Consider the following 21,689-nt stretch of genomic DNA (forward strand, 5'->3'; position numbering starts at 1 on the left):
TATGGACCACCCTCCCACGCCCGGCCGCTGCGGCCCCTTCTGACCGGGCTGCCCGGTGGGTAGCATCAGACCCATGAGCACCCCCGACCACCTCGCTCCCGCTCCCGCCGGTCTGCTGACCCGCGCCGCAGTGACGTTCGGCGAGGTGGTCACGGTCATTCTGGCGGCGCTGGCGCTGCAGGCGCTCAGCCGCGAGCCGGTGACCATCGACGTCTTCTCGGTGGCGATGCTCGTGGCCGCCGCGATGCGCATCGTCACCGAGACGGGCTGGGGCGCCAGCCCCGGTAAGTGGCTGGCCGGCATCCGGGTGAAGTTCCCCGGGGAGGTGCGGTGGATGCGCCTGCCGCAGGCGGTCCTGCGCAACACGTGGCTGTGGCTGGCACCGCTCGCCGTGCTGCTGAGCACGCAGGAGGAGGACCTGTGGGCGATGGCGGCGGCGGTCGGAGTGTCCATCATCCTCGGCCCCGACCGACGGTCCGTGACGGATCTGCTCGCCGGGGCCTATGTCATCGACCCGGTGGCACCCCGCCGGGTCCCGGACCCCGTCGACCACATCTCACCGCGCCGCGCCCTGGCCTGGGCGGTCGACATGGGGCTCGCGGTGCTTCTCGGCCTCGCACTCGGTGCCGTCCTCGACTGGTCCTGGTGGGCCCGCGGCCTCACCGTGCTCGCGGTGGTCAGGCTGGTCACGGAGCTCATCGACGCCCCCACCCCCGGCAAGGCACTCCTCGGATTGCGGGTCACGCACTCCCCCGGGCTCCGGCCGCTGCGCGTACTGGGGCGCAACCTGTGGCTGGCCCCGGCGCTGCTCATCGCCCTGGCGGTGGACCACCCGGTCCTCCTCGTCGAGGGTTTCATCGCCCTGACCTTCCTCTACATTCCGGCGCAGCGCAGCATCACCGACCTGCTCGCCCGGGCGGAGATCACCCGCACCGGGCGGTAGGCAGAGCGCCCAGGTCGACCAGTTCCCGGGCCAGGGCGGTGGCCATGGCCTGCGCATCCTCGAAAGTGCCGGACTGCGGAGTGACGGTGAGTGCCACCGCCGCGGCGCCCTCGTCGGTGGGGACGAGCCCGAACTGGCGGGCAGTGTAGATCCCCGCCGGATCCGGGCCCCAGCCGCCCTTGAAGCGCGCTCCCGGGATCGTGCCCAGCCCCCAGGCCTGGGTCGGGTCGATCATCGCCATGTCCGCGAGCACCGGTTCCGCGCCCGCCAGGCAGGGCAGGTGCGCGGCGAACCGCGCCTGGTCGGACGGGGCCCACGCGGTCTGCCCGGTGATGCTGTACTCCGGGCGTAGCCGCTCCCGCGCGACGGTGGTCCCGGCGTGGCCCTCCGCCAGCACGGCATCCACGGCCTCCGCTCCGGCGGCGGTCCACAGCACCTCGGCCGCGTCATTGTCGGAGACCCGGATCGCGGCCGAGGCGATGTTCGCCAGCCCCGGGTCGCCCCGCAGGGCTGCGATCGCCAACGGCACCTTGATCGTCGACCACGCGGGGGCCGCCGCGTCCTCCCCGGCCGCGACAACCTCCGACCCGTCCACGACCGCCAGCCCGGCCGTGCCTCTGAACCCGGCGGTGACGGCAGTGACAGCGGCGGCGACGGGGACGTCAACGGGGGCGTCGATAAGCGGTGTCGGGGCCGGTTCCTCCCCGGTGGGGATGGTGCAGCCGGCCAGCAGCATCCCGGCGAGCAGGCCGACGGTCAGGCGCCTCATGAGATGTGGACGACCGCGTTGTTGCCTCCGGTGCACGTGACCACGGAGCCGTCGTCGCGGCAGGACATCGTGTAGTTCTGCTGCGTGACGGGGCTGGCGACCCGCAGCTGCGCCTCGGTCTCCCCGGTGTCGAGGTAGTGGCGGACGAACTCGTCACGCACGGCCAGGGCGAAGGGCTCGCTGGTCACCTCGGTGCCTCGCCACACGCTGTTGAAGTCACCCGTGGGTGCCCCCTGCCGGGCGGCGTCATTGGCGGGGATCGCCTGGGCAGGCACCCGCGCGTCCGTCGGGCGGCCCTGCGGCTCCGGCGGCGCCACCCGCACCGTCGACGTGTACGTCGAGGTCACCGGCCCGCTTGCCGACGTCCCCCCGTCCCCCGACCAACCGAACCACCAGGCGGCGACCGCCGCGCCGACCACCACGAGGGCGGCCGACAGCGCGATGAGCGGGGTGAGCGCGGTCCGCTTCGGCGGGTCCGGGATGGCCGGATGCACGTACTGCTCGTGCGCGTCGGCCGGATTGCCGGGCTCCTGGGGAGGAAAGTACTGGACGGGCTTTTCGCTGCTCACACCCCCATAGTGACACACGCAGCCCCCTGCCGGACCGGATCCGGCAGGGGGCTGCGTGGTACTCGCTCTAGTGCGCGAAGTGGCGGGCACCGGTGAAGTACATCGTGACACCGGCCTTCTCTGCGGCGGCGATGACCTCGTCGTCGCGGATGGAACCACCCGGGGAGACGACGGCCTTGACGCCGGCGTCGGCGAGCACCTCGAAACCGTCCGCGAACGGGAAGAACGCGTCGGAGGCGGCGACGGCACCGGTGGTGCGGTTCGCGCCCTGAGCGAGGGTGTTGGCGCGCTCGACGGCCAGCTTGGCGGAGTCGACGCGGTTGACCTGGCCCATGCCCACGCCGACGGTGGCGGAGTCACGGGAGATGAGGATCGCGTTGGACTTCACCGAACGGACGGCGGTCCAGGCGAACTGCAGATCGGCGAGGACCTGCTCGGACACGGCCTCACCGGCCGCCAGGGTCCAGTTGGCGGCGAGATCGCCCTCGGCCTGCAGGGTGTCGCGCTCCTGGACGAGGACACCACCGGAGATCTCCTTGACCTCCAGGCCGGTGCGGGCCAGCGGCTCGGCCTGCAGGACACGGATGTTCTTCTTGCGCGCCAGGACGTCCACGGCGCCGGAGGCGTAGGACGGGGCGATGATGACCTCGGTGAAGATGTCGGCGACCTGCTCGGCCATGGCGACGGTGACCTCACGGTTGGCGGCGATGACACCACCGAAGGCGGACATCGGGTCGCAGGCGTGGGCGCGGCGGTGGGCGTCGGCGATGGAGGTGTCGGACACGGCGATGCCACAGGGGTTGGCGTGCTTGATGATCGCGACGCACGCACGCTCATGGTCCCAGGCGGCGCGCCAGGCGGCCTCGGCGTCCTGGTAGTTGTTGTAGCTCATCTCCTTGCCGTGCAGCTGCTCGGCGTTGGCCAGACCACCGGCGCCCTTGTCGGCGTAGAGGGCGGCGGCCTGGTGCGGGTTCTCACCGTAACGCAGGGTGGCGGACAGCTCGTGGGAGGAACCGATCCAGGTCGGGAACTCGGCGGAATCCTCCCCCGCGGCGACCTGCTCACCGAGCCAGGTGGCGACGGCGACGTCGTACGCGGCGGTGTGGCGGAAGGCGTCGAGCGCCAGGCGGGTGCGCTGCTCACGGGTGAAACCACCCTCGGTGAGCGCGGCCGCGACGTCGCCGTAGCGGGCCGGGTCGACGACGACGGCGACGGACGGGTGGTTCTTCGCGGAGGCGCGCACCATCGAGGGGCCGCCGATGTCGATCTGCTCGACGCAGGCGTCGAAGTCGGCGCCCGAGGCGACGGTCTCGGTGAAGGGGTAGAGGTTGACGACGACGAGCTGGAACGGCTCGACACCCAGGTCCTCGAGCTGCGCGAGGTGGTCATCCTTGCGGGTGTCCGCGAGGATGCCGGCGTGGACCTTCGGGTGGAGGGTCTTCACGCGACCCTCGAGGCACTCGGGGAAGCCGGTGAGCTTCTCCACGGGGGTGACCGGGATGCCCTGGTCAGCGATCCTGGCTGCGGTGGAACCGGTGGAGACGATCTCCACGCCGGCCTCGTGCAGCGACTGGGCCAGGCCCTCGAGCCCGGTCTTGTCGTACACGCTGATCAGCGCGCGCTTGATTACCTTGCGATCATCACTCATGGATGAACTCAACCTTCCTGTTGGTCTCGTCGATGCGTGCCGACCGCAGCACCGACACAATGAGCTGTCGTTCGATCTTCTTGATCCGCTCGTGGAGGGAGCTTTCGGTGTCATCCGGTTCCACGTCGACCGCCTCCTGGGCGATGATCGGGCCCGTGTCCACGCCCGCGTCAATGTAGTGGACGGTGGAGCCGGTGACCTTCACCCCGTACGCGAGCGCGTCACGGACGGCATGCGCCCCCGGGAACGACGGCAGCAGCGCCGGATGTGTGTTGATGATGCGACCGCCGAAGCGGTCGAGGACGCCCGCACCGAGAATCTTCATGAACCCGGCGGACACGATGATCCCCGGGTTCCCCTCCTCGATGACATCGGCGAGCGTGACGTTCCAGGCCGCCCGGTCTGCACCGAGTTCCACGACCCGCGTATCGACGCCCGCTTCTTCCGCACGTGTCAGGGCAGCGCACGGCACATCGGCGATGACGAGGCTCACGCGGTACCGGTCATCCTGGTTGTCCAGGATCGACTGCAGCAGCGTGCCACTGCCGGACACGAGCACGACGACATTGAGGGGATCGAGGGTGGAAGTCACCCGTCCGATCTTAGTCCTTAGGGTCGGCTTCTTCCTCCATCTCGTCGACTTCCCCGGAATCTGGGGCACCCGACGGCTCCGGGGTCTCCGGTTCTTGCGGCTCGTCCGGCTCTTCCGACTCTTCCGCCACTTCTGCGACTTCCGGCTCGGCCGGTTCCTCTGCAGGCTCCTCTGCAGGCTCCTCCACGACCTCGCCCTCGAGGATCTCCTCCTCAGGCTCGTCCTCTGGCTCGGGCCCGATCTCAGCCTCAGTCTCAGTCTCAGGCTCAGCCTCCGGTTCCGGGTCAGCGGGTGCCGCCCGGCGATCGGCCAGCTTGCCGACGAGCGCCGCCGCCACACCGATACCCGCCGTCCAGGCGAACGCGAGGCCGGCGGTCAGCCAGGCCATGGGGCCAGCGGTCCCGAGGTACCCCACCTGCCCGGTGGTGAGGTAGCTGAGGATGAGCACCAGCACGGCGATCGCAGCGGCGGTGCCGATCGTCTGGACGACGGTGAACCGCACGCTGCCGAGGACGTAGGCCACGGCCATGGAGGTGACCAGCAGCAGGAGGATCGACCACGGGTGCGCCCAGCCGGGGATGAGGGCGAGCAGCGGCAGGGGCGGCAGGGCGGTGAGGTCGATGGCGTAGAGGGACAGGGAGGCGGAGCCGATGTGGAACTCGGAGCCCATCATCACGGCGGCCGCGGCGATGACCGCGTTGGGCAGGTAGAGCAGGCTGATGAGCGCCGCCCCGACGAGACCGGGACCACTGTTATATATAGAAGCCACCTCGACCTGGCGGGACCAGCCTCCCACCAGCAGGCCGACCAGCAGCAGCAGGGCGCCCAGGAAGAGGAACAGGAGGATGCGGGCGGCGGTGGACACGGCGTCGACAAGCCAGTCGGGGGCGGAGTAGCGACGCAGCACCGCCCGCCACAGGCGCGGGCCCATGCCGATGACCAGGGCCAGGGAGTGGACGAGGAGGGTGCGCGCCACGGCGTGGCCGAGCGGCGGGGGGCCGACGTCGAAGACGCGACCCGCGTCCCACATCATGGCGGCGGCGATGAACGTGAGCACGAGCGGGATGAGCAGCGTGGCCGCTGCGAGGATGAGCAGGTCCGCGATGCTGATCCGGTCGCGCACGGCCGTACGGATGCGGCGGGCCACGAGGGCGATCAGGCCGATCGTCGGCAGGAGGGGCAGCACGCCGAGCACCGTGCCGCTCGCGCTGACGGGCACGAGATTGAGGACCAGCCACAACTGGGCGATGGTCGCGGGCAGGGCCGCCAGTGTGGTTCCTGTCACAAGCAGGCCGGAGAGCGCGATGGCGATGACGGCGAGCACGACGACGACATGCGGGACGGCCACCACGGGCACGTACCGGCGCAGCCGACCGAGGGTGCCAGCGGGTGCGGGTGTGGTCGGGGCCTTCCCGGTGCGGGACTGGCGGACGCTGGCAGCGGTGCTACCTGCGGAAGCCCCGCCGGCCCGGATCTTCCGCGGGCGCCGGCCGGGCCGGGACTGAGGGCTGGTCTTCTTGCTCATCACCTCCCCACTGTGCCACGCTGGGGCGTCGGCTTCGTGACGGCGCGGCCATTCCGGGCCGCTGTGTAACGCTTCCGGCGCGGGGCACGATATGAGGCGTTTCCGGGGGAACGGTTGCCTCGTCAGAATCGAGACGCTATTGTTACCGACCGTAGGTAACAAAGCGGTCACAAACTCGTAACCCAACAGTTGTGGCGAACGACGGAAGAAGGCTTCATGCGAATGACGACTCAGCGGTCGACCCGAGGCAAGCACCGGAAGATCACCACCTCGCAGACCACCAAGGGTCGTATCGCCCTCGTCACGGTCGCCACCGGCGCCGTCTCCACCGCCGGCATCGGCGGCGCGGCAGCCGCCCAGATCCAGGCCAACGACACCGAGGCGGAGACCACCGTCACCGCCACCCCGGAGTACGAGCTCGCGGCCAACACCTCCGACATCGCCGCGCAGGTCGCCGAGGCCGCCCCGCAGATCCTGGCCATCGCCGAGCACAAGCCGGCCGATTACATCCAGCAGCAGCTCACCACCGCCGTCCAGTTCGCGGACGTCCGCGCCCAGCTGGACCAGGCGCTGCGCGCACCCTCCGTCGTCAAGCCGGCCGAGGGTGTCTTCACCTCCGGGTACGGCCCGCGCTGGGGCACCCTCCACGCCGGCATCGACATCGCCAACGCCGTGGGCACCCCGATCCTCGCAGTGATGGACGGTACCGTCATCGATTCCGGCCCCGCCTCCGGTTACGGCAACTGGATCCGCATCCAGCACACCGACGGTTCCATCTCCGTCTACGGCCACATGGAGACCCTCGATGTCGCCGTCGGCCAGACCGTGCGCGCGGGCGAGAAGATCGCCGGCATGGGCAACCGTGGCTTCTCCACCGGCTCCCACCTGCACTTCGAGATCCACCCGGTCGGCCACGGTGCCGTCGACCCGGTTCCGTGGTTCGCGGAGCGCGGCGTCACCATCGCTTAAGTTACCCGGCAGCCTCTTCCACCCCGGTCAGCATCCGTCGCTGACCGGGGTTCTGCATGTCCGAGCAACCCTTGCTGCGGCACAGGTTACCGGGTAACCTGCCCGCCCCTCCACCGCAAGGATCCGCCCATGTCCATCAAGCACTCCCTGCTGGCGCTGCTGGCTGACGGGCCTCGTTCCGCCAGCCAGCTCCAGCAGCAGTTCAGCGACCGGACCCAGGCCGTCTGGCCCCTCAACATCGGCCAGGTGACGCAGACCCTCGGCCGCCTGGAACGCGACGGCCTCGTCGAGGTCGCGGGCACCATCACCGGCGCCAACAACCGCCCCGCCGAGACCCACCGGCTCACCGCCGCCGGACGGGAGCTTCTCGACGCCTGGTGGACCGCCCCCGTCCACCGGGCCGCCACCGAACGCGACGAACTCGTCATCAAGGTCTCCCTCGCGGCGCATGACCCCGACATTGACCTCATCGCCCTCCTTGACCGCCAACGCCGGTCCACCATCCGGCAACTCCGGGAACTCAACCGCGCCTCCCGCTCCCTCGACGACACCCGCACCGCCGACCGTCTGCAGGTCGAACGTCGCATCTTCGACCTCGAGGCCGAGGCCCGCTGGCTCGACCGCGTCGAGGCGCTCACGAACCCGACCACTCCAAAGGAGTCCTGACATGTCCCCCACTTCTCCCGCTCCCCTGGAGCTGCAGAAAGTCACCTGCGTGTTCGGGGACGGTCCGCGGCGCGTCGTCGCCCTCGAGGACATCTCCCTCACCCTCGAACCGGGCGAACTCGTCGCGGTCATGGGCCCCTCCGGCTCGGGCAAGTCGACGCTTCTCAACGTCGCGGGCCTGCTGCAGTCGCCGACCTCCGGCCGGGTGCTCATCGACGGCGTCGACGCCGCCGACCTCTCCCCGGCCCGGGCTGCACTGCTGCGACGCACCCGAATCGGCCTGGTGTTCCAGCACTACAACCTCGTGCCCACCCTCACCGTCGGGGAGAACGTCTCCCTGCCGCTCGAGCTCGACGGGCGCAATCCCGCGGAGTGCCGGGAGGCCGCCCGCATTGCCCTGCAGGAGGTCGGCCTCGAGGGGCTCGACGACCGCTTCCCTGAGGAGATCTCCGGCGGTCAGGCCCAGCGGGCCGCCATCGCCCGCGCGCTGATCGGCGAGCGTTCCGTCCTGCTGGCCGACGAGCCGACCGGCGCGCTGGACACCACCACGGGTGACGCCGTCCTGCGTATCCTCCGCGAACGTGTCGACGAGGGTGCCGCCGGCATGATAGTCACCCACGAGCCCCGCTTCGCCGGCTGGGCGGATCGGGTCATCGTGGTCCGCGACGGCCGCCTCGTCGACGACGGTGGTGAGCTGTCGTGAGCGCGCTGATCGCCGCGACCCGGCCCACCCGGCGCGACATCGCCCGTCACCCATGACGCATCCTCGCCGCCGTCCTGCTCATCGCCCTGCCGGTGTTCGCCGGATCGTGGATGGTCACCAGCGAGCATTCCGCATCCGAGGCGGTCCTCGGCTCGACCGTCCGCACCTCTGCGGAACTGAGCGGCGGCAGTTGTGGGCAGTCCATCGACCGGTCGCGGCACGACTGCGAGGGGGACCCTGTTCCCGGCACCGCACTGGAACTGCTCGAGGAGCACCTGCCGGAGGGATTCGAGGCGGAGCTGCATTACACCACCTGGGGTTCGGCCTCCACCGAGCACCGCCGGACGGGCCTGAACGTCCAGCAGCGCGCCACCGGCAAGATCCCGCCCCCGGGGCAAATCTACCTGCCGAACTCCGCGGCCCAGGCTCTCAGGGTGCAGGCGGGCGACACCGTCACCTTCACCCCCGAGGGCCCGGGCGCAGCCGGCGTCGAGCTGACCGTCGCCGGCACCTCACCCGGTTTCGACGCGCTCGTCGGCGAACCGACGCTCCTCGCTCCCGCCGACTCCCCCGAGCCCGTCGACGAGACCTACCGCTCGACATGGGTGATCACCGGGCCGGACGAGTTCACCTGGGATGATGTTCTGGCGCTCAACGCGGTGGGATTCACCGTGCGGGCGGAGGACGTCATCGACAATCCCCCGCCGCTCGACCGGGTGCCGGAGCAGTTCCGCACCGTCCACTACCCCTCGACCGGTTCCTCCGACACGATAACCCTGTTTCTCATGGGCGTCGCCGCCCTCGTCGTGGGCGTGTTGTTCCTGCTGGTCATCTCCCCGGTGTTCACCATCGCCACCACCCGCATGTCCCGCATCTTCGCGCTCATGAGCTCGCAGGGTGCCACCCCCGGGCACATCCGCCTCGCGGTCCTCGCCTACGGCCTGGTGGCCGGCGTCCTGGGTGCGAGCGCTGGCGCGGCCCTCGGCGTCGGAGCCGCGACGGTCTCGTGGATGCTCACCTACCCGGGCTGGCCACTGACCGTCCCGTGCGGGTATGTGGCCCTGCTGTGGCTGCTTGCCGTGATCGCGTCGACGGCGACGTCACTGCTTCCGGCCTGGGTGGCGGCCCGGGCGTCGATAAGCACCGGCGTGCAGGGGGCCACCCCGGACCGCCTGCTGCGGTGGCACCCGTGGATGACCGTCGGCCCCGTCGGCCTCATGCTGCTCGCCGGGGTGACGGGGGTCATGTGGCTCACCGTGGACCACGGGGTCATCAGCTACTACGGGCCACTGCCTGCGCTGGCCTTCGTCGTGCTCCTCGCCGCCAGCGCGCCCGCCCTGGTGTGGGCGATGGGCCGGATGGGCCGGTCTGCGCCGCTGGCGTGGCGGTTGGCGTTGCGCGATACGGGCCGACAGTCACTGCGCAGCGTCCCCGCCTTGGCGGCGATCATGACGGTGGTGGCCATGACCGTGGCCTTCCACGCCGGTTCCCAGGCCGCCAGCGGGCGTTCCCACGACCTCTACGGGTCGGTGTACGAGAGCCAGTCGATCCTCATCACCCCGGAGTGGCAGGACGGTTACAGCGCCCGGGAGCGTGATGTCGAGGACGTGGTGAGCCATGTCCTCAGCGTCACCGGCCCCGCGGAGCGGACCACCCTGCGGGGTGTGCGTTCCGACTGGTACGGGGAGAGCTTCTACGAGATCAACTACGGGGAATTCTGCCGGACGCAGCCCGCATCCGAGCAGTGCGCCCTGTGGGAACGTCACGATCGGGTGAGCGGGCCCCTCGAGTGGGCCAGCGGCTCGTTCCTCGAGGCCTCCCCCGAGATGCTCGACCTGCTCCGGATCGACGCGCCCGTCGACCTCACCGCACCGGCGATCCTCGTGCCCCGGGACACGATCGTGGAGGAACTGACCCTGCAGGACAAGGTCTACCACCCGGACACCGACACCCACGAGCTCCTCGACGAGGTCACGCTGCCGGTCCTGCCGGTCCTGCCCGAACTCATGTCGGCGACCATCATCACCCCGGCCGGTCTCGCCGAGATCGGTGCCCCTGTCAACTACGTCGGCACCGTCCTCACCCCGGCCGAGGAGGTGACCTTCGACATGCGCCGCGACATCGCCGCGTGGGTCCAGGAGGAGACCGTCGGCACCACCGTCAACGTCCTCCCGCTGAACAACCGCCCCGACTGGTGGCCCGCCGCCTTCGCCGGAATCCTCGGCCTCGGCGTGGTCGTGGTGATCACCCTGGTGCTCGCCCTGTCATGGCAGGGGGCCCGCCGCCAGTTCGCGCTTCTCGACGCCGTCGGGGCCACCCCCTCACTCCCCTCCCGGGTCTCCGGGGCGTTCGCCGCCCTGCTCGCCCTGGCGGGCTCGCCGGCCGGCGCGGTGTTCGGCTATCTCGCGGCGTGGCTCATGTCCTCCCGGACGCTGGTCCACCCGACGGGGGTCGTCATGGAGACCGGCACCGTCGGGTACCTCGTCCCCGATTGGCGGCTGCTGCTCATCCTGCTGGTGGCCACCCCGGTTCTCGCGTGGGCGGTCGGCTCGCTCTTCCACCGTCGCCCGGGAGAACTGGAGTACCGCGAGACGTAGAGCACACACGGCCGGAATCACCCCCGCAGCCCTCACCCCATGCGTTCACTTCAGTCACATCATTCACACCAGCAACACGGGGTCTGAGCTGCGGGGATTCGGCAATTCTTATGCTTTCACCCCTGCCACCAGCACTTATTCCCGTTGCCGGGTCGTCCTGCCGCCGGTACTTTTGACTCGATCTCGATTTTGCTCACGAACTAAGGCAGGACGCATGCTCTCTCGCGCCGGAATCACGGCCACGCTCCTCACGACCGCACTGGCCGCCGGAGTCATCGCTCCCCCCGCCACCGCCCAGGAGGCCTCCTTCCAGGTGACCGAGGACGGTGTCACCGGTGCCGACCTCAACGACATCGTCACCCTGCTCACCGCCGTCGGCAAGATCGCGGAGGGCGTCAACACCGCCGGGGACACCACCGACACCCCGTCCGGAGGCAGCTCCGACCTGCAGATCATCCTCGATCCGCTCACCGCGCTGCTCGACTCCCTGTCGATCGTCTCCTCCGAGGAGCTGAGCCTCGACCTCGAGCTCACCGACCTCATCCCGGCCCACCGCATGTCCCCCGTCCGCGGGCAGACCGCCGACGGCGCCACCGTCGTCTTCCCCACCTCCGGCCGCTTCACCTCCGGCTACGGCGCCCGCTGGGGTGCCATGCACGAGGGCATCGACATCGCCGACCCGATCGGCACCCCGGTCCTGGCCGTCATGGACGGCGAGGTCATCTCCGCCGGCGGTGCCAACGGCTTCGGCAAGTGGGTCCGCCTGCGCCACGACGACGGCTCCATCTCCGTCTACGGCCACGTCCACACCATCGACGTCTCCGTCGGCCAACGCGTGACCGCCGGTGAGCAGATCGCCACCATCGGCAACGAGGGCCGCTCCACCGGCCCGCATCTCCACTTCGAGATCCGCCCCGCCGGCGGCTCCCCCGTCGACCCCGTCGACTGGTTCGCCGAGCAGGGCATCGACGTCTACTAGAGCTTCTCCATCGGCACCCCGCCGATGAGCATGAGCCGGACCTTGCCGGAGGATCCGAAGTCGATGGTGACGGTGGCCCGCGCCCCGGAACCGTCGGAGGCGATGACCGTGCCCAGCCCGTACTTGTCGTGGTTGACCCGGTCGCCCACGACCAGCTGCAGGTTGTTGTTCTTCGGCCGCGCCTTCGGCAGGGTCGGCTTCTTCGGGGCGGTCCGCTGCGGCGTGGAACGGCCCCAGGAGTCACCGCCCACGTAGCCGCCGGAGCCCCAGGAACCACCGCCCCACGAGGACTCCGGCTCCTCCCGCCGCCAGTCGATGAGCTCCGCCGGGACCTCCGCGAGGAAACGGCTCGGCGGGTTCGTCAGCGGGTTGCCCCACGAGGAACGCAGCATCGCCCGCGTGAGGTAGAGCTGCTCGCGGGCCCGGGTGATGCCCACGTAGGCCAGACGACGCTCCTCCGCCAGCTCCGCCGGATCGCCCAGAGCCCGCAGGTGCGGGAACTGGCCGTCCTCCCAACCGGTGAGGAAGACGACCGGAAACTCCAGGCCCTTCGCCGTGTGCAGGGTCATGAGCGTGACCACCCCCTGCTCGTTGTCCGGGATCTGGTCCGCATCCGCCACCAGCGACACCTTCTCCAGGAAGGCCTGCAGCGAACCCGGCTCCGGTTCCCCCTCGTCGAGGGAGAACTCCCCGCCGTCCATCTCCGCGTACGCCACCTGCATCGCCGCCTCCGAGGAGAACTCCCGCGCCACGGAGACGAGCTCGTTGAGGTTGTCCAGGCGCGCCCCGTCCTGCGGGTCGTTGCTCAGCTCGAGCTGCTCGCGGTAGCCGGTGACCTCGAGGACACGCGAGATGAGATCGCCGAGATCCAGGTCCTTCATATCGGCACGCAGGCCGTCCATCATGTCGTTGAACGACCCGATGGCCTTGCGCCCGCGGGCACCGAGGAGGGGGACCTTGTCCTCACCGGCGTCGAGAAGCGCCTGTCCGAAGGACACCCCGTTGTTCTCGGCGTGCAACGCCACGAAGGACTGCGCGCGGTCGCCGATGCCGCGACGCGGCGTGTTGATGATGCGGCGCAGGCTCACCGTGTCGTCGGGGTTCTCCAGAACGCGCAGATAGGCGACCATGTCGCGGATCTCGGCGCGCTCGTAGAAGCGCGTGCCGCCGACCACCTTGTACGGGATACCGGCGCGGATGAACACCTCCTCCAGCGCGCGGGAGGCGTTGTTCGTGCGGTACATTACGGCGATGTCGCTGTAGGCGCGGCCCCGGTCGGCGAGGGCGTCGATCTCCCCGGCGATGAACCGGGCCTCATCGTGCTCGTTGTCCGAGACGTAGCCGATGATCTGCTGCCCCTCGCCGAGAGCGGTCCACAGCTTCTTCTCCCGCCGCCCGTCGTTGCGCGAGATGACCGCGTTGGCGGCGTTGAGGATGGTCTGCGTCGAACGGTAGTTCTGCTCCAGCAGAATGGTGCGGGCCTGCGGGTAGTCGCGCTCGAACTCCTCGATGTTGCGGATCGTCGCCCCACGGAACGCGTAGATCGACTGGTCCGAATCACCCACCACACACAGCTCCGGGGCGTCCGGGCCGGTGCCGACGAGCGTGGCCACCAGCATGTACTGGGCGTGGTTGGTGTCCTGGTACTCGTCGATGAGCACGTGCCGGAAACGCCGCCGGTAATGGTCGACCACCTGCGGGTGCTGCTGGAAGATCCGCACGACCTCACCGATGAGATCGTCGAAGTCCACGGCGTTCGCCGCCCGCAGGCGGCGCTGGTAGTCGGCGTAGACCTCGGCGACGGTGATGTCGAAGGGGTTGCGCACCGCCTGCGCGTCCGCCGCCGCGGACTCCGGGTCGATGAGCTCGTTCTTGAGATTCGAGATCGCGTTGGCCAGCACGCGCGCGGTGAACTTCTTCAGGTCCAGGTTGTGGTCCTTGGCGATCATGCTCAGCAGCCGCCGCGAATCATCCGCGTCATAGATGGTGAAGTTCGTGTTCAGCCCCGGCACCAGCTGCGCCTGCTGCCGCAGGATGCGCACGCACACCGAGTGGAAGGTGGCCACCCACATCCGCTCCGCCACGGGCCCCACCAGGCCGGTGACGCGCTCCCGCATCTCGGCCGCGGCCTTGTTGGTGAACGTGATCGCCAGGATCTCCCACGGCGCCACCCCCCGCTCCCGCATGAGGTGCGCGATTCGCCTGGTGAGCACCGCCGTCTTGCCCGATCCCGCGCCGGCGACGATGAGCAGCGGCGAGCCGGAGTGCTCGACCGCCGCCTTCTGCTGTTCGTTGAGTCCGAGGGTGAGATCAGTGGAGGTTGGCTGCATGCCTAACAACCTACTAGTCGGTCCGGACATGACCCCGCGCGGTACATTAGGTGACATGACAGATGCTGCCGACAACTTCGAGATCCGCATGCCCACGGGCACCGACGACCCACTGTCCGACGCGGAGATCCAGCAGTACCGCCAGGAGATCGACCGTCTCGACCGCGTCATCCTCGACGCCGTCAAGCGCCGCACCGAGGTCTCCCGCGCCATCGGCAAGACCCGCATGGGCTCCGGCGGCACCCGCCTCGTCCACACCCGCGAGCTGGCCATCATCAACCAGTTCCGCGAGGAACTCGGCCCTGAAGGCCCCGTCATCGCCAACGCCCTGCTGCAGCTGGGGCGCGGACGTCTGGGCTGAATGAGCCCCCGCCACCGCACCGCCGAACTCGTCGCCGAGCTGCACGCCATCACCGCCGAGCTCGAGTCCCTGTACCCCGGCCGCCGCTTCACTCCCGACGGCCACCTGGTCGGTTCCCTCGGGGAGGTGACGGCAGCCGACCTCTTCAACATCACTCTCCGCCCCGCCTCCACCACCGGGCATGACGCCGTAACATCCGATGGCCGCCGCGTTGAGATCAAGGCGACGTACGGCAACGGCGGCATCGGGATCCGCGCCACCTCGTCCGACAACGCCGCCCTCCTCGTCGTCCTGCGCCTGCCGAAATCGCCCGCGGACGACGTGGAGATCGTCTACAACGGCCCCTTCGCCAAGGTCCGGGAGGTGCTGGGCCCGGTGCAGTCCAACGGGGCCTCGCAGATCCGGCTCAACCGACTGCGCATGCTGCAGGCCTCCGTCGCGCCGGCCGACCAGGTCCCGCTGCGGTGACGACCTGCTGGAACCACAACACCGCCTACCACCCGTGGATCCTGTCTGCCGTGGCTGAGCGGCCGCGCGCCCGTGTCCTCGACGTCGGGTGCGGGGACGGCCTGTTGTTGGAGAAACTCACCCCGTACGCCGGCGAACTCGTCGGCCTCGAACCGGACACGGAGACGGCCCGGCGCGCGAGCGATCGCCTCGCGGGTCTCCCCCACGCCCGGGTTCTCACTGAGTCATTCACGGATCACATCCCCGAGCAGCCCTATGACGTCATCGTCTTCGTCGCCAGCCTGCACCACATGGATCTCGCACCCACGCTCATCAAGACCCGTGATCTGTTGTCTCCCGTCGGGGAACTGATCGTCGTCGGACTGTCCGCGAACCGGAGACTGGGTGACTGGCTTGTCTCGGCGCTGCAGGTGGTACCGGCCCGCGTCCTGTCCCTGCTGCACGGGGAAACCCGCGACACCGGGATGACCGTGGCACCGCCCCGGGAGAGTCTCGCTGAGATCCGCGCCACCGCGCGGGCCCTCCTCCCCGGTGTGCGGATCCGGCGGGGCCTGTACTACCGCTACCTGCTGCGCTGGCGGAAACCTACAGCGGCAGCGAGATGAACTTCGGCTCGAGGTACTCGTGGATGCCCTCGAAACCACCCTCGCGGCCGATGCCGGACTCCTTGACGCCGCCGAACGGGGCAGCCGGGTCGGACAGGGCACCCTTGTTCACCGCGACCATGCCGGCCTCGATGCGTTCGGCCATGTTCAGTGCCCGCGAGAGATTCTCCGAGAAGAGGTAGGCGGCGAGTCCGAAGGGGGTGTCGTTGGCCATGGCGACGGCCTCGTCGTCGGTGTCGAAGGTCGCCACCGCGAGGACGGGGCCGAAGATCTCGGTGGTGAGGATCTCCGCACCCGCGGGGATGTCGGTGAGCACGGTCGTCGGGTAGTAGAAACCACCCTCGGGAAGGCCCTCCGGCAGGGAGCCGCCGAGCGGGCGGGAGGCACCGCGGTCGAGGGCGTCGTCGACAAGCGAGGACACGGTCTCCAGCTGGTCGTCACCGGACAGCGGACCGTAGGTGACGCCCTCGTCGGTGCCGGGGCCGATGCGGAAGGAGCCCATGACCGCCACGGCCTTCTCCACGAACTCGTCGCGGACGGAGGAGTGGACGAGGAAGCGGTTGGCGGCGATGCACACCTGTCCGGCGCCGCGCATCTTCGCCACGGCGACCGCCTCGGCCGCCAGGTCCAGGTCGGCGTCCTCGCAGACGATGTAGGGGGCGTTGCCGCCCAGCTCCAGCGAAACGCGCAGCGAGCGCCCCGCCGCCTTCTCGGCGAGCATCTGGCCGACCTCGGTGGAACCGGTGAAGGTGAGTTTGCGCAGGCGGGGGTCGTCGAGAAGCGCGGAGACCCGGGACGCGGACGATGTGGGCACGACGGCGAGCACGCCGTCGGGAAGCCGGGCCTCGGCCAGCAGCTTCGCCAGGTACAGCATGGTCAGCGGGGTCTTCGACGCCGGCTTCACCATGATCGTGCAGCCGGCCGCGAGCGCCGGGGCGATCTTGCGCGCGCCCATGGCCAGCGGAAAGTTCCACGGGGTGATCGCCAGGCAGGGGCCGACGGGCTGGTGGTGGACGACGATGCGGGCGTTGCCGGCCGGACTGTGGCGGTAGTCGCCGCGCACGCGCACGCCCTCCTCGGCGAACCAGCGGAAGAACTCCGCGCCGTAGGAGACCTCGCCGCGTGAGTCGGGCAGCGCGCGGCCCAGTTCGGCGGACTGCAGGTACGTCAGTTCCTCCTCGTGAGCCATGATGAGCTCGAAGGCGCGGCGCAGGATCTCGCACCGCTCGCGGGCGGGGGTGGCCGACCAGTCGGACTGCGCGGCGCACAACGAATCGAGGGCCCGGCGCGCGTCCTCCTCAGTGGCCGAGGCGACCTCCGTGAGCACGGAGCCGTCGGAGGGGTTGATCACCTCGAAGGTGCCGCCGTCGGAGGCGTCGACGAACGCGCCGTCGCGGAACAGTCCGGTGGGGACGTCGGACAGGAATGTGGTGGGGTTCATACCCCCACCCTTACTCCTTATTTCTCCGTGGAGTCGAGGACGACCTCGAACTCGAGCAGCTCCGCGCCGGTGGCCACGGGCTGGCGGTCCCCGCCGTGGGCGGCGCGGGCCTCCCCGTCGCGCCAGGCGGCGTAGGACTCCTCGTCGGCCCAGCGGGTGACCACGAAGTAGCGGTCATCCCCCTGGACGGGGCGCAGAAGCTGGAAACCCTCGAAACCGGGGGCGGAGTCGACGGCGTGCTTGCGGGCGGCGAAGCGCTCCTCGAGCTGCGGGCCGGCGCCCTCGGGGACGGTGATGGCGTTGATCTTGACGATGCTCATGCCCCCATTGTGCCCAACCGGCCGCTTCCCCGGCGGATGCACCGGAAAGTCACTAGATTCGTCAGTGTTGCCAGTTTCCCCGCGAAAAGGAGCCACGACATGGCCGACATCACCACCTCCGCCGAATGGAGCAACCTGGAGTCCGAGTTCGAGCGCACCCAGGGCCAGACCCTGCGGGAGCTGTTCGCCCAGGATCCGCAGCGCGCGGAGAAGCTCACCTTCGATGCGGCGGGCCTCCACGTCGACCTGTCCAAGAACCTACTCGACGACGCCGTGCTCGACGCCCTCGTCGCGCTCGCCAAGGAGGCGCAGCTCACCGAGGCCATCGAGAAGATGTTCACCGGTGAGCACATCAACAACACCGAGGACCGGGCCGTCCTGCACACCGCCCTGCGCCTGCCCGTCGAGGAGGATCTCGCGGTCGACGGCCAGGACATCGCCGCCGACGTCCACGAGGTGCTCGGCCGCATGCGCGACTTCGCCTCCTCTCTGCGCGCGGGCACCTGGCTCGGCCACACCGGCCGCACCATCAAGAAGGTCGTCAACATCGGCATCGGCGGCTCCGACCTGGGCCCGGCCATGGCTGCCCAGGCGCTGCGCTCCTACGCCACCGCCGGCATCACCGCCGAATTCGTCTCCAACGTCGACCCGGCCGACATGTCCGCCACCCTCGACGACCTCGACCCCGAGTCGACCCTGTTCATCATCGCCTCCAAGACCTTCACCACCCAGGAGACCCTGGCCAACGCCCACGCCGCGAAGCGCTGGCTGCTGGAGGCCTTCGACGGGGACGAGTCGGCCGTCGCAAAGCACTTCGTCGCGGTGTCCACGAACGCGGAGAAGGTCGCCGAGTTCGGCATCGACACCGCGAACATGTTCGGCTTCTGGGACTGGGTCGGCGGCCGCTACTCCGTCGACTCCGCCATCGGCCTGTCCCTCATGGCCGTCATCGGCCCGATGGACTTCATGCGCTTCCTCGAGGGCTTCCGCGCCATGGACGAGCACTTCCGCGCCACCCCCTTCGAGAAGAACGTCCCCGTCCTCATGGCCCTGCTCGGGGTCTGGTACGTCAACTTCCACGAGTTCGAGACCCACGCCGTGCTCCCCTACTCCCAGGACCTCGCCCGCTTCGCCGCCTACCTGCAGCAGCTGACCATGGAGTCCAACGGCAAGTCCGTCCGCCACGACGGCTCGGCCGTCAACTACGCCACCGGCGAGATCTACTGGGGCGAGCCGGGCACCAACGGCCAGCACGCCTTCTACCAGCTCATGCACCAGGGCACCCGCGTCGTGCCGGCCGACTTCATCGGCTTCGCCCGCCCGAAGAACGACCTGCCGACGGCCACCGGCGCAGGCTCCATGCACGACCTGCTCATGGGCAACCTCTTCGCCCAGTCGAAGGTGCTCGCCTTCGGCAAGACCGCCGAGGAGATCGCCGCCGAGGGTGTCGCCGAGGACCTGGTGACCCACAAGGTGATGCCGGGTAACCGCCCGTCCACCACCATCCTCGCCGAGGAGCTCACCCCGGCCGTCCTCGGTGCACTCATCGCCCTCTACGAGCACATCACCTTCGTCCAGGGCGTCATCTGGGACATCAACTCCTTCGACCAGTGGGGCGTGGAGCTGGGCAAGCAGCAGGCCAACCAGCTCGCCGCCGCGGTCTCCGGTGAAGAGGAGGTCGACTCCGGCGACTCCTCCACCGACGCGCTCGTGCGCTGGTACCGCGCGAACCGCTAATCCGCTCCGCGCAGGGCCGGCATCCCGAGAGGGGTGCCGGCCTTCTGCTTCTCGACGTCGCCCCGCTCCCCGTAGCTGAACCGGAACTCGTGGAACGGCAGGTTCACCGTGTTCAGGTGGTAGAAGGCGTTCCGGGCGTGCTTGGCGTAGTGGTACTCGCGGGCCTTGAGCGTGGTCACCGACAGCAGGTTGCCGTAGCCGGGCAGCAGCAGGTGGGCATGCTGCCGGAGGAACGGCGCGAGGTCGAGGCTCCACCCGGCGTCGGTGCGCACGAGCTCGGCCGGGTACAGGTCGACGGTGGCCACGTGCTCCATCTTCTCGCGCTGCTCGTCGCCGTAGACGACGCGCTCATCGCGCAGCAGCTGCAGCTTGACCGCGTTGAGGGCACCCTCCCCGGCGTTGAGGTCCCACAGGTCGGTGGCGACGTGGAGGCGCACCTCGTCCTCCGGTGTCAGCGCCGCCTGCGTCATCCTCCCGTAGAGGTGGCTGCTGAACAGCTCGCGCCGCAGGCCGTTGACCTCGAGGGTGACGGCACCCCGCCGGAAGAGGGTCTGCAGCTGCGGGTCGCGGGCGATGATCGCGGTGACCGCGTTGTTCTCGTCGAGGATCTCAGTCTTGAACTTCACGACGCGGGGCACGCTGAGATCGTCGTAGAGGTGCGGCTGGTTCTGGCGGATGAAGGAGTCGACGAGGCGGCGGCTGGCGTCGGGTTTCGGCGGGAAGCGCTGCGGCTGCGCCCGGTAGAACGCCTTCTGTATCCCGCAGGTGTAGGCGCGGTTCCCCCGGTTGTTGTTCCTCTCGATGGGGCAGCCGGCGTAACAGAGGTAGAAGTACTCGCAGGCGATGCACTCGGCCGACAGGTCCTCGTTCGCGGACTCGTAGGCGCGGATCGCGGCCGCCCCCTTCGCCGCGATCTCCGGGAGCCCGAGCTGGAGGATGTTGCCGAACTTCAGGTCCGGTTCCGCCTGGGCGCGGTGGCACGGGTAGACGTCCCCGTTCTTCTGCACGAGGAAGTTGGTGGCCCCGCAGTTGATCTGGTGGGTGCAGTAGCCGTGGGTGAACTCCTTGAAACACTCGTAGTACACGGCCCGTTCGAACTTCGTGCCGCGCACACGGTCGAGGACACCCTCGAAGAACTCCACCATCTGCGCCTGATCGAGCTGGCTGGAGTCACCGGAGTTGAGCGAGTCGTAGGCGAACATGATGTAGAAGTCCGTCACCATGTCGAAGCCGTGCTCGTCCAGCCACCGCAGGTCGGCGACGAACTCGTCGATCCTCTCCAGGTGCTCGCGGCCCACGACGCAGCTGATCTGCTTGCGGTGCGGGTAGGAGACGAGCAACAGCACATTATCGACGGTGCGCCTGAGCGTCGACTTCCCCGCCTTGGTCACCCGGAATTTCTCGTGCAGCGAGAACGGCAGGTCGAAGCTACCCGAGATGGACACCTCGTACTCCTCGAACAGCGGACGCAGCTGGTGGAAGTTGTAGAGATTCGTCTTGATGTGGATCGCCGCCCACCGCGGGCGAGGGCCTTGAGTTCGAGGCGGTGCGTGCGTCGATAAGCGGTGTAGAACGCGAAGAGCTCCCGCAGGACCGGCTCCGGGAGGGTGGAGATCTCGGCGCCGTGCAGCAGCAGCTGGTCGATGAGGATGCTCTGGTGCGCGAGGTGGTCGCAGATGCGGGAGAACTCGGCGACGACGTCGGCCGGGTCGTCGCGGTTGTTGGTCAGGTCGCCGAGGTAGCAGTACGTGCAGCCGAGGTTGCAGAACTGGTTCGGGACGAACGTCAGCTTGATCGCCCGGTGAAACAGCAGGTCAGCCATTGTTATTGTTGTTGTCGCTCGAGCCGTCGTCCGAGCTCCCGCCCTCCTGGATACCGGCCCCGTCGAAACCGAGGATGCCGGCCCAACCGTTGCAGAAACTCGCCGACTCACTGAACGGGTCGCCCGTGGACGTGCCGGAGATGGGCCGGCGCCCGAATGGTGTGGTCATGAGACCGCCTCCTGTCGTTTCTCGATGGCCACCGCCACCGCCCGGGGATTGTCCGGGAGATACCTCACCCGCACCCGCCGGGCGGCCACGAGCAGCCCGTACTGGAAGTCGCTCAGCGGCATCCCCTTGACGATCGTCGGCAGGTCCCCGTGCAGGATCCGCAGCTCCACCGCGACAACCGGGACGCCGCTCACCGTGCGGCCCGTGCGGTCCACCCGCAGGACCTCGGCCTCCGCCGGCAGGCCGCGGCGGACGGCCTCCCGATCGAGCCTGTCGTCGAGCCCGTCACGCACCCGGACCTGGTCGAAAAGCGCTGCGCCTCCTCCCGCTTCGGCCCCCGCGCGATCTTCACCTTCTCCCGGCGGTACTGACGCCACATGGCCGGAAACTGCAGGCCGGGCTGAACACCGGGCACCGCATCGGCGGCCACCCTACGAGTGAAGACGGAGTCGAAGGGGGCACTGCCGTCGGCCGGC

At 69.4% G+C, this 21,689-nt stretch carries 22 protein-coding genes; 10 read left to right on the forward strand and 12 right to left on the reverse strand.

The window, feature by feature from the left end; genetic code table 11:
* The first annotated feature begins 73 nt into the window (after nt 1-73).
* Nucleotides 74-943: an RDD family protein gene (locus B9Y70_RS09965; protein WP_085550115.1), complete on the forward strand. Its 870-nt coding sequence runs from the start codon at nt 74-76 to the stop codon at nt 941-943.
* Here the strand turns inward: B9Y70_RS09965 and B9Y70_RS09970 are convergent.
* The 5 genes from B9Y70_RS09970 to B9Y70_RS12800 form a co-directional block, all read right to left on the reverse strand.
* Nucleotides 924-1,712, reverse strand: coding sequence for a serine hydrolase family protein (locus B9Y70_RS09970; RefSeq protein ID WP_085550116.1), 789 nt, complete (start codon nt 1,710-1,712; stop codon nt 924-926). The genes B9Y70_RS09965 and B9Y70_RS09970 overlap by 20 nt on opposite strands.
* Nucleotides 1,709-2,281: a hypothetical protein gene (locus B9Y70_RS09975; protein WP_143337602.1), complete on the reverse strand. Its 573-nt coding sequence runs from the start codon at nt 2,279-2,281 to the stop codon at nt 1,709-1,711. The genes B9Y70_RS09970 and B9Y70_RS09975 overlap by 4 nt, the downstream gene beginning before the upstream one ends.
* Before the next feature lie 67 nt (nt 2,282-2,348).
* Nucleotides 2,349-3,929, reverse strand: coding sequence for a bifunctional phosphoribosylaminoimidazolecarboxamide formyltransferase/IMP cyclohydrolase (gene purH / locus B9Y70_RS09980; protein WP_085550118.1), 1,581 nt, complete (start codon nt 3,927-3,929; stop codon nt 2,349-2,351).
* Nucleotides 3,922-4,521, reverse strand: a complete 600-nt coding sequence (purN, locus tag B9Y70_RS09985) for a phosphoribosylglycinamide formyltransferase (RefSeq protein WP_205410443.1) — start codon at nt 4,519-4,521, stop codon at nt 3,922-3,924. Before purN ends, purH begins: the two co-directional genes overlap by 8 nt.
* Nucleotides 4,522-4,531: 10 nt before the next feature.
* The gene (locus B9Y70_RS12800; protein ID WP_159449805.1) at nt 4,532-6,046 is read right to left on the reverse strand and encodes a cell division protein PerM; all 1,515 of its coding nucleotides are present in this window, start codon (nt 6,044-6,046) and stop codon (nt 4,532-4,534) included.
* A gap of 216 nt (nt 6,047-6,262) precedes the next feature.
* Here B9Y70_RS12800 and B9Y70_RS09995 point away from each other — a divergent pair, with 216 nt between their 5' ends.
* From B9Y70_RS09995 to B9Y70_RS10015, 5 genes are all read left to right on the forward strand, one after another.
* Nucleotides 6,263-7,015 (forward strand): M23 family metallopeptidase, encoded by a 753-nt coding sequence (locus tag B9Y70_RS09995; RefSeq protein ID WP_085550120.1) that lies wholly within the window; start codon nt 6,263-6,265, stop codon nt 7,013-7,015.
* Nucleotides 7,016-7,144: 129 nt separating this feature from the next.
* On the forward strand, nt 7,145-7,681 hold the full coding sequence (locus B9Y70_RS10000) for a PadR family transcriptional regulator (RefSeq protein ID WP_085550121.1): 537 nt from the start codon (nt 7,145-7,147) through the stop codon (nt 7,679-7,681).
* A gap of 1 nt (nt 7,682) precedes the next feature.
* On the forward strand, nt 7,683-8,384 hold the full coding sequence (locus B9Y70_RS10005; protein ID WP_085550122.1) for an ABC transporter ATP-binding protein: 702 nt from the start codon (nt 7,683-7,685) through the stop codon (nt 8,382-8,384).
* A gap of 92 nt (nt 8,385-8,476) precedes the next feature.
* On the forward strand, nt 8,477-10,981 hold the full coding sequence (locus tag B9Y70_RS10010) for an LPXTG cell wall anchor domain-containing protein (protein ID WP_143337603.1): 2,505 nt from the start codon (nt 8,477-8,479) through the stop codon (nt 10,979-10,981).
* 214 nt (nt 10,982-11,195) lie between these two features.
* On the forward strand, nt 11,196-11,960 hold the full coding sequence (locus B9Y70_RS10015) for a M23 family metallopeptidase (protein WP_085550124.1): 765 nt from the start codon (nt 11,196-11,198) through the stop codon (nt 11,958-11,960).
* Here the strand turns inward: B9Y70_RS10015 and pcrA are convergent.
* Entirely contained in the window at nt 11,957-14,320 is a 2,364-nt protein-coding gene (gene pcrA, locus B9Y70_RS10020) for a DNA helicase PcrA (RefSeq protein ID WP_240309227.1), read from the reverse strand. The two genes, B9Y70_RS10015 and pcrA, sit on opposite strands and share 4 nt — an antisense overlap.
* A gap of 25 nt (nt 14,321-14,345) precedes the next feature.
* Here pcrA and B9Y70_RS10025 point away from each other — a divergent pair, with 25 nt between their 5' ends.
* The 3 genes from B9Y70_RS10025 to B9Y70_RS10035 are packed head-to-tail and all read left to right on the forward strand — an operon-like array spanning nt 14,346 to nt 15,724.
* A complete protein-coding gene (locus B9Y70_RS10025; RefSeq protein WP_085550126.1) occupies nt 14,346-14,651 on the forward strand; it encodes a chorismate mutase in 306 nt (101 codons plus the stop codon).
* Complete coding sequence (locus B9Y70_RS10030; protein ID WP_085550127.1) at nt 14,652-15,119, forward strand: DUF6998 domain-containing protein; 468 nt, start codon at nt 14,652-14,654, stop codon at nt 15,117-15,119.
* A 50-nt stretch (nt 15,120-15,169) separates the two neighbouring features.
* Nucleotides 15,170-15,724, forward strand: coding sequence for a class I SAM-dependent methyltransferase (locus B9Y70_RS10035; RefSeq protein WP_338025223.1), 555 nt, complete (start codon nt 15,170-15,172; stop codon nt 15,722-15,724).
* On the opposite strand, the gene B9Y70_RS10040 is transcribed toward B9Y70_RS10035, so the two are convergent.
* Together B9Y70_RS10040 and B9Y70_RS10045 are read right to left on the reverse strand one after the other, a co-directional pair.
* Nucleotides 15,705-17,165 carry an NAD-dependent succinate-semialdehyde dehydrogenase gene (locus B9Y70_RS10040; RefSeq protein ID WP_085550129.1) on the reverse strand — a complete coding sequence of 487 codons (1,461 nt, stop codon included), beginning with the start codon at nt 17,163-17,165 and terminating at the stop codon, nt 15,705-15,707. The genes B9Y70_RS10035 and B9Y70_RS10040 overlap by 20 nt on opposite strands.
* A gap of 17 nt (nt 17,166-17,182) precedes the next feature.
* The gene (locus B9Y70_RS10045) at nt 17,183-17,485 is read right to left on the reverse strand and encodes an antibiotic biosynthesis monooxygenase family protein (RefSeq protein ID WP_085550130.1); all 303 of its coding nucleotides are present in this window, start codon (nt 17,483-17,485) and stop codon (nt 17,183-17,185) included.
* 99 nt (nt 17,486-17,584) lie between these two features.
* Here B9Y70_RS10045 and pgi point away from each other — a divergent pair, with 99 nt between their 5' ends.
* On the forward strand, nt 17,585-19,222 hold the full coding sequence (gene pgi / locus B9Y70_RS10050) for a glucose-6-phosphate isomerase (RefSeq protein ID WP_085550131.1): 1,638 nt from the start codon (nt 17,585-17,587) through the stop codon (nt 19,220-19,222).
* Here the strand turns inward: pgi and B9Y70_RS10055 are convergent.
* From B9Y70_RS10055 to B9Y70_RS12665, 4 genes are read right to left on the reverse strand one after another with little or no spacing between them, the layout of a single operon-like run.
* Complete coding sequence (locus B9Y70_RS10055) at nt 19,219-20,667, reverse strand: radical SAM protein (RefSeq protein ID WP_240309228.1); 1,449 nt, start codon at nt 20,665-20,667, stop codon at nt 19,219-19,221. The two genes, pgi and B9Y70_RS10055, sit on opposite strands and share 4 nt — an antisense overlap.
* On the reverse strand, nt 20,610-21,044 hold the full coding sequence (locus tag B9Y70_RS13075) for a radical SAM protein (RefSeq protein WP_240309229.1): 435 nt from the start codon (nt 21,042-21,044) through the stop codon (nt 20,610-20,612). The genes B9Y70_RS10055 and B9Y70_RS13075 overlap by 58 nt, the downstream gene beginning before the upstream one ends.
* Entirely contained in the window at nt 21,037-21,213 is a 177-nt protein-coding gene (locus B9Y70_RS12805; RefSeq protein WP_159449806.1) for a hypothetical protein, read from the reverse strand. Before B9Y70_RS12805 ends, B9Y70_RS13075 begins: the two co-directional genes overlap by 8 nt.
* Nucleotides 21,210-21,506, reverse strand: a complete 297-nt coding sequence (locus B9Y70_RS12665) for a hypothetical protein (RefSeq protein WP_143337604.1) — start codon at nt 21,504-21,506, stop codon at nt 21,210-21,212. Before B9Y70_RS12665 ends, B9Y70_RS12805 begins: the two co-directional genes overlap by 4 nt.
* Nucleotides 21,507-21,689: the final 183 nt, after the last annotated feature.

This window comes from Corynebacterium pollutisoli, assembly GCF_900177745.1.
Lineage (GTDB): Bacteria > Actinomycetota > Actinomycetes > Mycobacteriales > Mycobacteriaceae > Corynebacterium > Corynebacterium pollutisoli.

What these genes read in the sequence shown, in the direction of transcription:
- B9Y70_RS09965 (WP_085550115.1), top strand. Translation starts at nt 74, where the DNA reads ATGAGCACCCCCGACCACCTCGCTCCCGCTCCCGCCGGTCTGCTGACC.
- B9Y70_RS09970 (WP_085550116.1), bottom strand. Translation starts at nt 1,712, where the DNA reads ATGAGGCGCCTGACCGTCGGCCTGCTCGCCGGGATGCTGCTGGCCGGC.
- purH (WP_085550118.1), bottom strand. Translation starts at nt 3,929, where the DNA reads ATGAGTGATGATCGCAAGGTAATCAAGCGCGCGCTGATCAGCGTGTAC.
- B9Y70_RS12800 (WP_159449805.1), bottom strand. Translation starts at nt 6,046, where the DNA reads ATGAGCAAGAAGACCAGCCCTCAGTCCCGGCCCGGCCGGCGCCCGCGG.
- B9Y70_RS09995 (WP_085550120.1), top strand. Translation starts at nt 6,263, where the DNA reads ATGCGAATGACGACTCAGCGGTCGACCCGAGGCAAGCACCGGAAGATC.
- B9Y70_RS10000 (WP_085550121.1), top strand. Translation starts at nt 7,145, where the DNA reads ATGTCCATCAAGCACTCCCTGCTGGCGCTGCTGGCTGACGGGCCTCGT.
- B9Y70_RS10005 (WP_085550122.1), top strand. Translation starts at nt 7,683, where the DNA reads ATGTCCCCCACTTCTCCCGCTCCCCTGGAGCTGCAGAAAGTCACCTGC.
- B9Y70_RS10015 (WP_085550124.1), top strand. Translation starts at nt 11,196, where the DNA reads ATGCTCTCTCGCGCCGGAATCACGGCCACGCTCCTCACGACCGCACTG.
- pcrA (WP_240309227.1), bottom strand. Translation starts at nt 14,320, where the DNA reads ATGTCCGGACCGACTAGTAGGTTGTTAGGCATGCAGCCAACCTCCACT.
- B9Y70_RS10025 (WP_085550126.1), top strand. Translation starts at nt 14,346, where the DNA reads ATGACAGATGCTGCCGACAACTTCGAGATCCGCATGCCCACGGGCACC.
- B9Y70_RS10030 (WP_085550127.1), top strand. Translation starts at nt 14,652, where the DNA reads ATGAGCCCCCGCCACCGCACCGCCGAACTCGTCGCCGAGCTGCACGCC.
- B9Y70_RS10040 (WP_085550129.1), bottom strand. Translation starts at nt 17,165, where the DNA reads ATGAACCCCACCACATTCCTGTCCGACGTCCCCACCGGACTGTTCCGC.
- B9Y70_RS10045 (WP_085550130.1), bottom strand. Translation starts at nt 17,485, where the DNA reads ATGAGCATCGTCAAGATCAACGCCATCACCGTCCCCGAGGGCGCCGGC.
- pgi (WP_085550131.1), top strand. Translation starts at nt 17,585, where the DNA reads ATGGCCGACATCACCACCTCCGCCGAATGGAGCAACCTGGAGTCCGAG.
- B9Y70_RS13075 (WP_240309229.1), bottom strand. Translation starts at nt 21,044, where the DNA reads ATGGCTGACCTGCTGTTTCACCGGGCGATCAAGCTGACGTTCGTCCCG.
- B9Y70_RS12805 (WP_159449806.1), bottom strand. Translation starts at nt 21,213, where the DNA reads ATGACCACACCATTCGGGCGCCGGCCCATCTCCGGCACGTCCACGGGC.